The 13,656-nt window shown below is 41.7% G+C and carries 16 protein-coding genes; 4 read left to right on the forward strand and 12 right to left on the reverse strand.

From position 1 onward, the window contains the following. Nucleotides 1–59: 59 nt before the first annotated feature. From NSU13_RS14470 to NSU13_RS14480, 3 genes are all read right to left on the reverse strand, one after another. Nucleotides 60–1,352, reverse strand: coding sequence for a hemolysin family protein (locus NSU13_RS14470; protein WP_024423287.1), 1,293 nt, complete (start codon nucleotides 1,350–1,352; stop codon nucleotides 60–62). Nucleotides 1,353–1,400: 48 nt separating this feature from the next. Then, entirely contained in the window at nucleotides 1,401–2,075 is a 675-nt protein-coding gene (locus NSU13_RS14475) for a zinc metallopeptidase (protein WP_024423288.1), read from the reverse strand. Nucleotides 2,076–2,155: 80 nt separating this feature from the next. Next, nucleotides 2,156–2,380 (reverse strand): hypothetical protein, encoded by a 225-nt coding sequence (locus tag NSU13_RS14480; RefSeq protein WP_070325959.1) that lies wholly within the window; start codon nucleotides 2,378–2,380, stop codon nucleotides 2,156–2,158. Nucleotides 2,381–2,506: 126 nt separating this feature from the next. Between NSU13_RS14480 and NSU13_RS14485 the strand changes: the two genes are divergently transcribed. After that, on the forward strand, nucleotides 2,507–3,493 hold the full coding sequence (locus NSU13_RS14485) for a potassium channel family protein (RefSeq protein ID WP_046313373.1): 987 nt from the start codon (nucleotides 2,507–2,509) through the stop codon (nucleotides 3,491–3,493). Here NSU13_RS14485 and NSU13_RS14490 read toward each other — a convergent pair. The 5 genes from NSU13_RS14490 to NSU13_RS14510 all read right to left on the reverse strand — a co-directional run bounded on the left by NSU13_RS14490 (nucleotide 3,490) and on the right by NSU13_RS14510 (nucleotide 8,190). Then, nucleotides 3,490–3,891 carry a YugN-like family protein gene (locus NSU13_RS14490; protein WP_024423291.1) on the reverse strand — a complete coding sequence of 134 codons (402 nt, stop codon included), beginning with the start codon at nucleotides 3,889–3,891 and terminating at the stop codon, nucleotides 3,490–3,492. The genes NSU13_RS14485 and NSU13_RS14490 overlap by 4 nt on opposite strands. A gap of 29 nt (nucleotides 3,892–3,920) precedes the next feature. Next, on the reverse strand, nucleotides 3,921–4,139 hold the full coding sequence (locus NSU13_RS14495) for a spore germination protein (RefSeq protein ID WP_046313371.1): 219 nt from the start codon (nucleotides 4,137–4,139) through the stop codon (nucleotides 3,921–3,923). A gap of 111 nt (nucleotides 4,140–4,250) precedes the next feature. Beyond that, on the reverse strand, nucleotides 4,251–5,606 hold the full coding sequence (locus tag NSU13_RS14500; RefSeq protein ID WP_081124733.1) for a glucose-6-phosphate isomerase: 1,356 nt from the start codon (nucleotides 5,604–5,606) through the stop codon (nucleotides 4,251–4,253). Nucleotides 5,607–5,732: 126 nt separating this feature from the next. After that, on the reverse strand, nucleotides 5,733–6,905 hold the full coding sequence (locus NSU13_RS14505) for an iron-containing alcohol dehydrogenase (protein ID WP_034282532.1): 1,173 nt from the start codon (nucleotides 6,903–6,905) through the stop codon (nucleotides 5,733–5,735). 121 nt (nucleotides 6,906–7,026) lie between these two features. Beyond that, nucleotides 7,027–8,190 carry an iron-containing alcohol dehydrogenase gene (locus NSU13_RS14510; protein WP_328699237.1) on the reverse strand — a complete coding sequence of 388 codons (1,164 nt, stop codon included), beginning with the start codon at nucleotides 8,188–8,190 and terminating at the stop codon, nucleotides 7,027–7,029. 144 nt (nucleotides 8,191–8,334) lie between these two features. On the opposite strand from NSU13_RS14510, the gene NSU13_RS14515 reads away from it, so the two are divergent. Beyond that, nucleotides 8,335–8,571 carry a DUF378 domain-containing protein gene (locus NSU13_RS14515; protein WP_003212952.1) on the forward strand — a complete coding sequence of 79 codons (237 nt, stop codon included), beginning with the start codon at nucleotides 8,335–8,337 and terminating at the stop codon, nucleotides 8,569–8,571. A 234-nt stretch (nucleotides 8,572–8,805) separates the two neighbouring features. Here the strand turns inward: NSU13_RS14515 and yugI are convergent, their stop codons facing one another. The 3 genes from yugI to NSU13_RS14530 form a co-directional block, all read right to left on the reverse strand. Next, a complete protein-coding gene (gene yugI / locus NSU13_RS14520) occupies nucleotides 8,806–9,198 on the reverse strand; it encodes a S1 domain-containing post-transcriptional regulator GSP13 (protein ID WP_007500519.1) in 393 nt (130 codons plus the stop codon). A gap of 198 nt (nucleotides 9,199–9,396) precedes the next feature. Further along, nucleotides 9,397–10,590 (reverse strand): aminotransferase, encoded by a 1,194-nt coding sequence (locus NSU13_RS14525; protein ID WP_034282537.1) that lies wholly within the window; start codon nucleotides 10,588–10,590, stop codon nucleotides 9,397–9,399. Next, the gene (locus NSU13_RS14530) at nucleotides 10,591–11,091 is read right to left on the reverse strand and encodes an Lrp/AsnC family transcriptional regulator (RefSeq protein WP_003213765.1); all 501 of its coding nucleotides are present in this window, start codon (nucleotides 11,089–11,091) and stop codon (nucleotides 10,591–10,593) included. Nucleotides 11,092–11,266: 175 nt separating this feature from the next. On the opposite strand from NSU13_RS14530, the gene NSU13_RS14535 reads away from it, so the two are divergent. After that, the gene (locus NSU13_RS14535) at nucleotides 11,267–12,091 is read left to right on the forward strand and encodes an alpha/beta hydrolase (RefSeq protein WP_041107616.1); all 825 of its coding nucleotides are present in this window, start codon (nucleotides 11,267–11,269) and stop codon (nucleotides 12,089–12,091) included. Here NSU13_RS14535 and NSU13_RS14540 read toward each other — a convergent pair. After that, entirely contained in the window at nucleotides 12,088–12,348 is a 261-nt protein-coding gene (locus NSU13_RS14540; RefSeq protein ID WP_034282542.1) for a DUF1871 family protein, read from the reverse strand. The two genes, NSU13_RS14535 and NSU13_RS14540, sit on opposite strands and share 4 nt — an antisense overlap. Nucleotides 12,349–12,431: 83 nt before the next feature. Between NSU13_RS14540 and NSU13_RS14545 the strand changes: the two genes are divergently transcribed. Further along, a complete protein-coding gene (locus NSU13_RS14545; RefSeq protein WP_342489586.1) occupies nucleotides 12,432–13,607 on the forward strand; it encodes a MalY/PatB family protein in 1,176 nt (391 codons plus the stop codon). Nucleotides 13,608–13,656: the final 49 nt, after the last annotated feature.

A 13,656-nucleotide genomic window follows, 5' to 3' on the forward strand; every position in this document is an offset into this window, starting at 1 on the left:
CAAATCTTCTTATCTAAAGTTTACCAAGCAAAAAAACCTCGTCAAGCAATGCGAGGTTTTTAAGAAAAGTGAACCTTTTTGACTTCAATGGTTCGAATATGGTGGTCTTCAGCATCAATGATCGTAAATTCACAGCCTTCTGCTTCAATCGTATCCCCAATGTCAAAATCAAATTTATGCGTCATCATCCAGCCAGCAATTGTATCAACATCATCATTCTCAATGGCTAAATCCAATAAATCATTTACTTCATCAATCAATGCTTTCCCATCCATCACATAATGAAAATCACCTTTTTTAACGATGTGAGGTGTTTCATCCTGATCATATTCATCTCGAATCTCCCCGACAATTTCCTCTAATATGTCCTCCACTGTGACAAGTCCCGCTGTACCTCCGTATTCGTCTACGAGCACTGACATATGAATCCGTTCCTTTTGCATCAAAATGAGCAATTCTTGAACAGGGGTGCTTTCAATCACTCGGATCACCGGACGCATTAAGTCTTCAATCGATACATCTTGATTTAGAAAGCTGGCCTTAAATACATCTTTGCTGTTAATAACACCAATCACATGATCTTTGTCTTCTTTAATAACAGGGTAGCGTGTGTACCTTTCGTTCAGCATATAATGGGTCACGTCTTCTAAGGTCTGTTCAATCTCTATAGCTGAAATTTCTGTACGCGGAATCATGATCTCTCTTGCCACTCGGTTATCAAATTCAAAGATTTTATTCACATATTTGTACTCAGATTGGTTAATCTCACCCTTCTCATAGCTTTCAGATAAAATGAGACGCAATTCTTCCTCACTGATCGCCACTTCATGTTCTTTGACAGAATGATAACCAAATAATTTCACGATGCTTCGTGCAGCCCCATTTAATGCCTTAATAAACGGGTACATGACTTTATAGAAAAAGATGAGTGGTTTTGCTGTCACAAGGCTGACCGCCTCTGCCTTTTGAATGGCAATTGTTTTAGGCGCGAGTTCTCCCACAACGACATGTAAAAATGTAATGATCACAAATGCGATGATAAACGAAAGGATGTCAGTCAATGCAGAATGAAGCCCGATTTTTTCAAACAGCGGATGCAGAAAATGCTCCACCGTCGGCTCACCCAGCCATCCTAGACCTAAAGCCGTGATGGTAATGCCAAGTTGGCAGGCGGATAAATACTCGTCAAGATTTGATATCAGCTTTTGAACATGAATGGCTCTCTTATCCCCGCTTTCGATCAGCTGGTTGATTTTAGAGCCTCTAATTTTCACAATCGCAAATTCAGTGACAACAAAAAATGCTGTCGCAGCAATGAGTAATATGACTAAAAATACGTTTAAAATGTACAAAAAAACCCTTACCTAACAATGGTAAGGGCTCACCTCCTCTGGCATCAATTAATCATTACGGCCATTTAGGAAGATCATTACAAAACGGAGCAATTCAAACAGGGAGACAAGGGCCGCTGCTACGTACGTCAGAGCTGCAGCATTTAACACCTTGTTCACGCCTCTTTCTTCACTGCTTCTAATGATTCCTTCTGAAACAATGATATCTTTTGCACGAGAACTTGCATTAAACTCGACAGGCAATGTCACAAGCTGAAAGAATACAGCTGCTGAGAACAAAATGATCCCAAGCCCGATTAAGTTAAGGCTGCTGAGCAAAATTCCACCAAGGAAAAGAAGCGGAGCAACACCAGATGCAAAGTTCACGACAGGAAAGATCTTATGTCTCAAAACAAGCGCACCATAGGATTCCTGATGCTGCAAGGCATGTCCAACCTCGTGTGATGCGACTGAAATGGCCGAAATGGAGTGGCCGTAGTACACAGGTTCAGATAAACGAACCACACGCTGCGTCGGGTCGTAATGATCAGTCAAAGTTCCTCTTACCGGTTCAACAGGCACGTCGTATAACCCGTTGCGATCTAAAATATATCGAGCGGTTTCAGCACCTGTTTTCATACTGGATGCTTCCACCTTTGAATACTTTTCAAAATTATTCTTCACTTTAAATTGTGCCCAAAATGATAATCCCAATGCGGCAAATGTTAAAAAATAAAAAAACAGCATGCTCATCAGCTTCCTTTTATTTTATATATTTATTTACAATTTTAATGACTTTTATGTACCATGTACAGCAAAAAGCACTAGGTCTTTTTTAGGGGGATAACCGCACCAACGAAAAAGAAGAACACACCTAAGCAAGCTGTATAAAAGGTTCCCGTACCATAAAGGTCTTGAAAAAAGTGCAGCCATGAAAAATCATTCATAAAATGATTCACAGCATTTAAATCAAACACGAGTAAGATGACAGCTGATGATAAAAAGTGCACACCAATAAAAAGAAGTACGGTCTTTTGAACAAACGACATTCGAATTCCCTCCTTCTTCTCCCTTATTTTAAGATATGGGTTCTATTTCAATACATGACGAAGATGAAAAAATGTTTCCTCAATCGGGCATACTGACATTAGCAGTCTCCTGAAAGGAAGAGTCCGATGAAATCAAACCGTATCTTTATCGCTTGGCTAAGGTGGCCACTTTATCTTCGAATTGCCATTATCATCTGTTTCTTGCTTCTCTTTTTTGGACAATTAATCGTTTTACTTGAACCGAAGCAGTATCATACGATCTTTGATGGGATATGGTGGGCACTCATTACAGTCTCTACGGTTGGCTACGGTGATTTTGTGCCGCAAACCATGCCAGGGCAGGTGGCAGGTATGGCGCTCATTTTTATCGGAGCCAGCTTTGTCACCGCTTATTTCGCCACACTTGCCGCCGCTGTGTTCAGCAAGCAGCACCATTATGTTGAGGGCAAGGTAGCCTTTAAGGGGAAAGGACACCTCATTATCGTCGGCTGGAATGAGAAAACGAACAAACTGCTTCAGTCGTTTCAAACGATTGATCCAGCCATGCCGATTGTGCTGATTGATGACTCCTTGAAAGAAGGGCCTCTTTTGGAAAATGTTCATTTTATTAAAGGACATGGGACCGAAGATGTCACACTGCGTAAAGCCAACATTACCGGTGCAGATGCAATCATGATTACCGCGGATCAGCATGAAAATGAAGTGACAGCCGATATGCAGAGTGTTTTAACCTTACTTGCAGCAAAAGGATTAAACCCTTCTCTATATTGTTTAATTGAAATCTTAACAGATCGTTACGTGAAGAATGCCGAGCGTGCTGGCGCCAACCAAGTCATTCATACCTCTGATGCTGTCAATCATTTAATGGTTGAACATTTTCTGATAAAGGAACAGCTTACGGCGTTTAAGAAAAAACGACATATGACGCTGCATAAACACGTCACCATCATACCTGTACCAGCTTCATTGGCTGGAGAAACATTCTTAACGGCGCTCCATCACTTTCTAGAGCATCATGTAATTATCGTTGGCGTACAAAAAAAAGAAGGACCCATGATGAATCCTCCCTTTGGCTATGAGCTTCATCCAGAGGATGAATTGATCAGCCTTTAAAGCAGTGCGTCTTCTAATTCCTTGACGAGCGAAAAGCCAATCTCAGCATAAGCCTTTGATACATCCCCATCTTTCTCTTTTGGTTCTTGGAATTGATTAAAGGATGCACCCACATTTCCAACCATCGCATGATCATCTAACTTATCTTGATAGACATGCTTTAAGAGAAATGGATGTCCCATTTTCACCACAACACCTGGCTGATCGAGCTGGCCTTTCTCGGCTGTAAAAGGAACTCTGAGAAAGGTATAGCCATCACGGTTATCAATTTTATAATCAAAATACCCGTGATCATAATCCCAGTTGCCATTAATGACATAACCGAGCGGCTTCATCGTTTCTTCTAAATGGTAAAGTGAAAAGCTTTCACCAGGCAGCCTGGATGGTACATGAATCATACGAAACCCTCCTTTTTGTATAGGGTTCGTTAAAGAGAGGAATTCATACATTTCCCCCTCGTGATTTGTACATTGTTTGTAAACGCGGCATCGAACAGGCTTTGATTGGATGATTGATTCGTCTCGTTATCACTGCCGGAACCTGCTGTTTCCTTCGTAGCACTCTTAGAACAAATGCGTCCGACATTGCCAAAGTTAACGATCGCCTGCCCAGAAATATCATGAATATATATATGATTCGTCCTCATTTTTCACCCTCCTCCATTCATTATTCTATGTACAGCACACAGGAAAGCTTGCACAGGAACCTGAAGAAAACAAAAAAGGCACACCTTTATGAAAAGGTGTGCTTTTTGTTCTTATGATTGTTTTAAACGGCTTTCAAGCTCAGCTTTTTTCTCTTCGAAGCCTGGTTTTCCTAGTAAAGCAAACATATTCACTTTATAAGCTTCTACTCCAGGCTGATCAAATGGATTGACGCCTAGTAAATATCCTGACATCGCACATGCTTTCTCAAAGAAGTACACGAGGTATCCGAATGTATAAGCATCCATCTCAGGAATTGTCACGATAAGGTTCGGTACTTTTCCATCTGTATGGGCAAGCATCGTTCCTTCAAATGCTTTTTTATTGACGAAATCAACCGTTTTTCCTGACAGATAGTTCAAGCCATCAAGGTCTTGTTCTTCTGCTTCAATTACAAGCTCATGTCGAGGCTTGTCTACACTCACGATTGTTTCAAACAAGTCTCTTCTTCCTTCTTGAACATATTGGCCAAGTGAATGAAGATCTGTTGAGAAGTTAGCAGATGAAGGATAGATTCCTTTTTCATCTTTCCCTTCGCTTTCACCGAATAATTGCTTCCACCATTCTGCGAAATATTGCAGACCTGGCTCATAGTTAATCAGCATTTCAATCGTTCTGCCTTTATTGTAAAGGACATTGCGGACGACAGCATATTGGTAAGCCGCATTTTCAGAAAGCTCCGATGAAGCGAAGTCTTCGCTTGCTTTTGCTGCACCTTCCATCATCTGATCAATATCTGCACCGCTCACAGCGATTGGCAAAAGACCGACTGCTGTTAATACTGAATAGCGTCCACCAACATCATCCGGGATGATAAATGATTCGTAGCCTTCTTCAGTTGCTAATGTTTTAAGTGCACCGCGTGCCTTGTCAGTTGTCGCATAAATACGTTTTTTCGCTTCTTCAGCACCGTATTTTTCAATGAGGAGCTTTTTAAAGATGCGGAACGCAATGGCTGGCTCTGTTGTTGTACCAGATTTTGAAATCACGTTAATGGAGAAATCTGCATCTTCCAATAGATCCATTACATCTGTTAAATAAGAAGAACTGATGTTGTTTCCAATAAAAATGATTTGCGGTGTCTTGCGCTTGCCTTTTGGCAAAGTGTTATAGAAAGAATGGTTCAAAAATTCAATCGCGGCACGTGCCCCTAGATATGACCCGCCGATTCCGACAACGAGCAGGACGTCAGAGTCAGATTTAATTTTGTCTGCACTTTTTTTAATGCGGGCAAATTCTTCGCGGTCATATTGCTTCGGCAAGTCCACCCAGCCTAAATAGTCACTGCCTGCACCCGTTTGTTCATGAATATTATGATGGGCTACCTTCACAAAATCTTTTAAATATGTAAGCTCATGTTCTTGAAAGAAAGGTAACGCTTTCGAGTAGTCAAATTGAATATGTGTCATCGCTTGTAAGCCCTCCATTACGTTAGTTCTGTCCCTTTCACTTTAGCGGAACTAGCTTTTGAAATCAAGTGATCGTCACTGGCATGGCAAAAAGCCGCTTCTCTTGATGAGAAGCGGCAATCTGGATTATAAAGAAGCTTTCAAAATGGATAGAATATCATCACGGTTAAGTTTCATAAAGTTACCAAAACCACCGTATTCCATTTCTTTTGCTGCAATGTCGGCAATTTTGTCCAGCTGATCTTCACCAATATCATAATCCGCTAAACGGCTTGGTGCACCGAGACTTGTCCAGAACGCTGACAGTTTGTCGATCCCTTCTAATGCGATGTCACGATCTGACTTTCCGTCTGTTTCGATGTCAAACATGTTCAGCATAAGGTTTTTAAAACGTTCTACATTATGATCGAGCGTGTGGCGCATCCAGTTTGGGAAGAGGATAGCAAGCCCGCCTGCATGCGGAATGTCATAGACAGCCGATACAGCATGCTCAATCGTATGGGACGCCCAGTCGCCAAAGTAACCCATTTGCAGCGTGCCATTTAAAGCAATCGTTCCTGCATATAGAATCGTTTCACGATGCTCATAGTTTTGTAAGTCTTCCAGCAGTTTTGGTGCTGTCTCGATGACTGTTTGAAGAACAGCAAAACACATCCGGTCCTGTAAAGGCGTGTTTTTCACATTATGGAAGTATTGCTCAAAAACGTGACTCATCATATCGACCATACCATACACCGTCTGGTTTTCTGGCACAGAATACGTATGCTCAGGGTCTAGAATTGAAAAAGCAGGGTGAGTGACAGAGCTGCCCCACACATATTTTTCATTCGTTTCCCAGTTTGTGATGACAGAGTCTGGATTCATTTCCGAACCAGTTGCTGCAAGTGTCAGCACTGTGCCAAACGGCAGTGCTTTTTGAGCGGTTGTTTTTTTTGAAATAATATCCCACACATCACCGTCATACTCTGCTCCGGCTGCAATTGCTTTTGTACAGTCGATCACACTTCCGCCGCCAACGGCTAATAAGAAATCAATGTTCTCCTTTTGGCAGATATCGATTCCCTTTTTCACTGTTGTGAGGCGCGGGTTTGGTTCAACGCCAGACAGCTCAAACACTTCTGCATCTGCTTCATTTAACGCACTGATGACATTGTCATAAAGACCATTTTTCTTAATGCTGCCTCCGCCATATACAAGTAACACTCGTTTTCCATAACGAGCGAGTTCGCTTTTGAGTCCTTCTAGCTGTCCTTTTCCAAACATCAATTTTGTTGGATTATAGTAAATAAAATTCTCCATCTGTTAAAACATCTCCTTACAACGAATATATCCAAAAACATGAAAGACTACTGTAACATATGTACACGACGAACTCAAAAAAAGATAACTGCCCGCGAGCAGCTATCCCTTTATTGTTCAATTATAAAGAAGCGTTCAAAATGGCTAAAACATCTTCTTTGTTCAGCTTTTTAAATTGACCAAATTCACCGCGTGCCATTGCACGGTCTGCAATTAAATCAATTTTCTCATCGTTGATGTCATAATTCGCTAAACGACTTGGTGCACCAAGACTTGTCCAGAAAGCTGACAGCTTGTCAATTCCTTCTAAGCCGACTTCTTCATCTGTTTTGCCCGCAGGATCTACATCGAATACACGGACCGCTAATTGTTTAAAACGGCCTGGGTTTTCTTGAATCACATGTTTCATCCAGTTCGGGAACAAGATTGCAAGACCGCCTGCATGGGGGATATCATAAACAGCTGATACTGCATGCTCAATGTTATGAGAAGCCCAGTCACCACGTGCCCCCATTGAAAGCATGCCATTAAGCGCAATTGTGCCAGTGAATAAAATCGTTTCACGGAGCTCATAGTTCTCTAGATCGTTGATCAACTTCGGTGCCGTTTCAATGACAGTGCGAAGAAGTCCTTCACACATACGATCTTGGTAAGGTGTATTTTCTGTGTGATGGAAATATTGTTCGAACACATGTGACATCATGTCAACCATGCCATAAATCGTATGGTTTTTAGGCACAGTGAATGTGTTGACTGGATCAAGAATAGAGAATTTCGGGAAAACTGCTGGACTTCCCCAGCCATACTTCTCATTTGTTTCCCAGTTTGTGATGACTGATCCAGAGTTCATTTCAGAGCCTGTTGCGGCAAGTGTTAACACAGTACCGAACGGAATAGCTTCCATTGGGACGTGCTTGCGTGTCACGATATCCCAAGCATCTCCATCGTACTTCGCACCAGCTGCGATTGCTTTCGTCGCATCAATGACACTGCCGCCGCCAACTGCCAAAATAAAATCAATGTCGTTCTCTTTGCAAAGTTCGACCCCTTTTCTTACTGTTGTTAAGCGCGGGTTAGGCTCCACACCAGCAAGTTCAGTGATTGCAGCTCCTGATTCTTTTAGGATGCTGACAACTTGGTCATAAAGGCCGTTTCGTTTAATACTGCCTCCACCATATACAAGTAATACGTTTTTTCCGTAGTGTTTGAGTTCATCTGAAAGGGCTGATACTTCTCCCTTTCCAAAAATTAATTTCGTTGGGTTCCAATAAGTAAATCGATCCATGTGATCTCCTCCTCGCGCTACATTATGCGCCTCATTCATTCCAAAAGTAAAGTAATTTGCTTTCATCCATTTTCTTACGCATAGTTTGGCTAAAAATCTGCAAAATATAAATGTATTGATGCTGTAGCGAAAGGAGGAATCACGATGAGTGCTATTCAGCGTATTGCCCTCGTGCTCACGATTATCGGTGCTATTAACTGGGGACTAATCGGCTTTTTTCAATTTGACTTAGTAGCAGCGATCTTTGGCGGACAAGGTTCTGCATTATCACGTATTATTTATGGTCTTGTTGGAATTGCAGGTCTTGTCAACCTTGGTCTGTTGTTCAAACCAAGCGAAGAAGCTGTTCGCCGTGACGAGCCGAACCCAGAAGTTCGTTAAATAAAAAGACATAAAAAAGGCTGCCTACATGAGGCAGCCTCAGCATGTAGACAAACCCTCGCATTCTTTGTCAGGTCTGCGCGCTGGTGCTCACGAATTCTAAATTCGTCCGCAAAAGTAGCCGCTCTTCCTTGACTTCAAAGGTTTTCTATCACGCTGAAAAAGAAGACAAAGGGCTAAAATTTTAGCCCTTTGTCAACAATCTAAGGCACCGTTTGAAGCGGTGCTTTTTTATTATTTCTTGATAAGGTCTTTACGGTTTGATTGCTCAATCCACTCTTCAAGTTTATCTTTAAGCGTATTGAAACCTTGTGGTGCAGCAGCTTCTTCTTTCACTTGCTGTGGTCTTTGTTTCTTTGGTTTGCTTTCTTTTCTTTCAGGTGCATCTTGTGTCGCACGGATAGAAAGGCTGATTTTACCTGCATTTTCATCAACAGAAAGAACTTTTACTTGTACTTCGTCACCAATTGAAAGGTGCTCGTTGATGTCTTTTACAAAGCCATGTGTTACTTCAGAAATATGCACAAGTCCTTGAGTTTCTTCATCTAATGCAACAAACGCACCATACGCTTGTAATCCTGTTACTTTACCAGTGTAAACACTGCCTACTTCAAACTTTGTCGCCATGATAACAACTCCTAAATAAATGTTTTAATATTCGTTTATACGCAATTAAAAACTATATCACAGAACAGGCAGTTACGCAAAATATTTTTTAAATGGGTTTAGATGAGATCAAAAGGGGGAATACCTGAAAACAAGAATGCTTTCTAGTATTCCCCCCTAATTTGTGAGGCATGAGTCCATTTGGATTGATGCCTTTTTTTATTTTAAGATGGCTGATGCTTCTTCCTTCACTTGTCGAGCCTGCAAAAAGCGCTGAATTCTTGAAAGTGATTCCTGAAGATGATCAAGTGACGAAGCATATGAACAGCGAATATGACCTTCACCGCTCGGTCCGAAAACATTCCCAGGAACAACGGCCACTTTTTCGCTTAGGAGCAGCTCCTCAGCAAATTGTTCTGACGTCATGCCTGTGCTTTTAATCGATGGGAACGCGTAAAACGCTCCATTTGGCTGATGGCATGTAAGTCCTAGTTCATTAAGGGAGCCGACAAACAAATTACGGCGTCTTCTATAGCTTTTCTTCATTTTCTCTACATCTTCAAGTCCATTTTTTAATGCTTCTTCTGCCGCATATTGTGCCATCGCCGGCGCGCACATCATAGAATATTGATGTATTTTCAGCATGGCATCGCGCAGTACAGGTGGTGCTGCCACATATCCTAAACGCCAGCCCGTCATGGCAAACCCTTTAGAAAAGCCTGAAATCAAGATCGTTCTTTCCTTCATATCTTGAATAGCCGCCACGCTTGTAAAAGCTTCATCGTATGTCAGCTCCGCATAAATCTCATCCGTAATAATGAGCAGGTCATGCTCTTTCGCAAATTGAGCAATATCTTCAAGCTCTTCCTTTGAATAAACAGACCCAGTCGGATTTGATGGCGAGCAAAGCAAAATGGCTTTTGTCTTCGGCGTCAGCTTTGTGCGAAGATCAGCAGAATCTGCTTTGAAATCTTTTTCAGCGGTTGTACTTAAATAGACAGGCACGCCGCCTGCAAGTGTCGTAAGTGCCCCGTATGCTACGAAACAAGGCTCTGGAATGATCACTTCATCCCCGCTGTTTAAAATCGCACGAAAGGCCAAATCAAGTGCCTGGCTTCCGCCAACTGTGATAATGAGTTCTTCTTCTGGACTGTAGTTAATGTGAAACCGCTTATATAAATAGTGGCTCAGTTCTTTTCGCAAAGAAATTAAACCTGCATTCGCCGTATAAGAGGTCAGCCCTTGTTCTAATGACATAATACTTGCCTCTCTGACATTCCAAGCTGTCACGAAATCTGGCTCGCCGACACCAAGGGAGATTACCCCCTCCATTGTGGCAGCCAAATCAAAGAATTTCCGAATACCTGACGGCTGAATGCTTTGTACCGTTTCAGATAAATAAGACTTTTTCATTTAAGGAGACACCACGATTCTTTTGTCATCGTCTCCTGTTTCAAACACTTTCCCATCATGTTTATATCTTTTCAAAATAAAGTGGGTAGTTGTTGAAACAACGGAATCAAGTGTCGATAATTTTTCAGATACGAAGCGGGCAATATCAGACATTGATCTTCCGCGGATCACAACGGAAAGATCATAAACACCTGACATGAGATAGACAGACTCCACTTCCTGAAACCGATAAATCCGTTCAGCAATTTCATCAAATCCGACGCCTCTTTTTGGTGTCACTTTTACATCAATCATTGCTGTAACGCCTTCATGACCATCCACTTTTCGCCAGTCAATCATGGTTGAATAATCAATAATGACTTTTTGATCTTCAAGTTTTTGAATGATGGCTTCGGCTTCTTCTGTTGTCACGCCTGCCATTTTTGCAATTGTATTTAAATCGGCGCGGCTGTTTTCATCTAAAATCTCTAATATTTCAGTTTCTTTTTCTGTTAGTTTCATTTGATTTCACACCTCAGATTATAAAAGCTAGTTTTAAAAAATCTTCTGAACATTATAGCACGTTTTTCCCATTATGCTAAGCAGGGAAAAGATTCTAATAATAGCTTAAAATCCACTTTTTAGGGTACAATACAGTCACCTAACAGAGAGAGTATCAAGTATCGGAGTGAAGAATGTGGACATTGTTCAGCCAGCTTATATGAAAAGTACATTCGGTTTAGATATCTATTACGAGCACTATCCAAATGAAGGCAAAAAGACATTGATCTTAATTCACGGTCTCTTCTCTTCTACCTTCAGCTATCGAAAGCTCATCCCGCTTCTGAAACAGGACTTCAATTTAATTGCAATTGATCTGCCGCCATTTGGACAGTCCGAGAAGTCGAATACGTTTATTTACAGCTATCGCAACATGGGAAAAATTATTATAGAGCTAGCTGGTTATTTACAGATTCAGCATGCGATTCTTGTGGGTCATTCAATGGGTGGACAAATCGCCTTATACGCTGCATCTGAACGGCCGGACCTATTTGAAAAGGCGGTTCTATTGTGCAGCTCTGGCTATTTGAATAAGTCAAAAAGATCACTTGTTTACAGCACATATATTCCTTATTTTTATCTGTATCTAAAAAGAAAGCTTTTAAAACAGGGCATTATGAAAAATTTAACGGCTGTTGTGCATGATCATTCCATCATTGATCAAGAGATGGTCGACGGCTATTTAAAGCCGTTTTCAGATGATCAAATCTTTCGGGGGATATTTCGTTTGATTCGGCACCGGGAAGGAGATTTGACCTCGGACGTTTTAAAGAAAATGGAAACACCCGTGCTGCTCATTTGGGGCGAGGAAGATCGAATCGTTCCCATTCAAATAGGCGAAAGACTGCACAAAGATCTGCCAAATTCAACCTTGCATGCATTAAAAAAAACCGGGCACCTCATTCCTGAGGAAAATCCGGTCTTTGTGTCTGATCAAATCGGACATTTCAGCCTGTCTTAGCGTGAACAGGAGCTGCTGTCTCTTATGGCAAAAAGCTGATTCGCTGTATGCTGACAGCTCTCTAGCGGAAGAAGCTGTTCAAATGAGTGATGGTAGATGGCTTGAATCTCTTTTGCTAAAGATAACGGGTCTTCTGCGTCGTATAATGCACTGATGACGTCAGCAGGCTCCGTTTCATAAAAATCCTCTCCATAATGAAAAGGGTCCCATGCCTTAATGAATTGAATCATCTCTTCTACAGCTTGACTATCTTTCATCGGTATCACCGCTTATAATAAATTTTGTGATGTTTATTTTAGCACAACCAAGAATGGTTGAAAAACAGCTAGAGGTGGGTTTCATGAATTTCGACGAACAGATCATACGTAAAGGTTCAAAATCAGTGAAATGGGATCAAGCAGAGTCTTTGTTCCTGACAACAGATGCCCTCCCGATGTGGGTGGCTGATATGGATTTTAAAGCGCCGCAGGTCGTCCTTGATGCATTGAAAGAGCGATTAGACCACGGTGTATTTGGCTATGCATTTCAAGATCAGGATACGCAGCAGGCAGTCGCTGGCTGGCTCAAAAGAAGACATGGATGGACAATTCAAACAGATGCCGTCACCTTCACACCAGGAATCGTAACGGCACTTAGTTTTGCTGTTCAAGCCTTTACAGCACCGCACGACGAAGTAGTTATACAGTCACCAGTGTATACACCTTTTTATCAAATGATTGAACGAAATGGACGTACTGTCTCAACCAATCCTTTAAAAATAGAAAACAACCGCTATATGATGGATTTTGATGATTTAGAGAAAAAACTGAGCAGACCACAAGCAAAGCTCATGCTCCTTTGCCATCCGCATAATCCGTCCGGAAGAGCATGGTCAAAAGAGGAATTAAAGCGAGTCGGAGACCTATGTGTGAAGCATGGAGTCACAGTCGTTTCAGATGAGATTCACTCGGATTTGATGCTTTACGGGAATCAGCATGTGCCCTTCGCCAGCCTTTCTGACGACATTGCACATATCACGGTAACGTGTATTGCGCCGAGTAAAACCTTTAATCTAGCAGGGCTCCAGGCATCTGCTATTATCATTTCAGATGAAGAAAAAAGAACCCTTTTCACGAATGAAGTGCAAAGAAACGGACTGTCCAAACTGAATGCCTTTGCGATTCCAGCAATGGAAGCAGCATACCGCCACGGGGATGAGTGGCTTGATGCCCTTGTTCTTTATCTCGAAGGCAATATGAAAACGGCGATGGACTATATCGACGGAAATCTTCCAAATATGCGTTATATGAAACCAGATGCTTCTTATTTATTGTGGCTGGACATTCGGGATTATCAATTCAGTCAAGCGGAATTGAAACGGAATCTGCTGAAAAAAGGGAAAGTGATCTTAGAGCTTGGCCACGTGTACGGACACGAAGGAGACGGCTTTATTCGGATGAATCTCGGCTGTCCTGCTGAAACAGTCAAAGAAGGACTGAAACGTCTCCACCAAGCGTTCACGCTATCAGCTGAATAAGACCTATACGATAGAAAGAACATCCTAACGGGTGTTCTTTTTAAAGAAA

The sequence above is a fragment of the Bacillus sp. FSL M8-0049 genome (assembly GCF_038593355.1).
GTDB classification, from domain to species: domain Bacteria; phylum Bacillota; class Bacilli; order Bacillales; family Bacillaceae; genus Bacillus; species Bacillus safensis.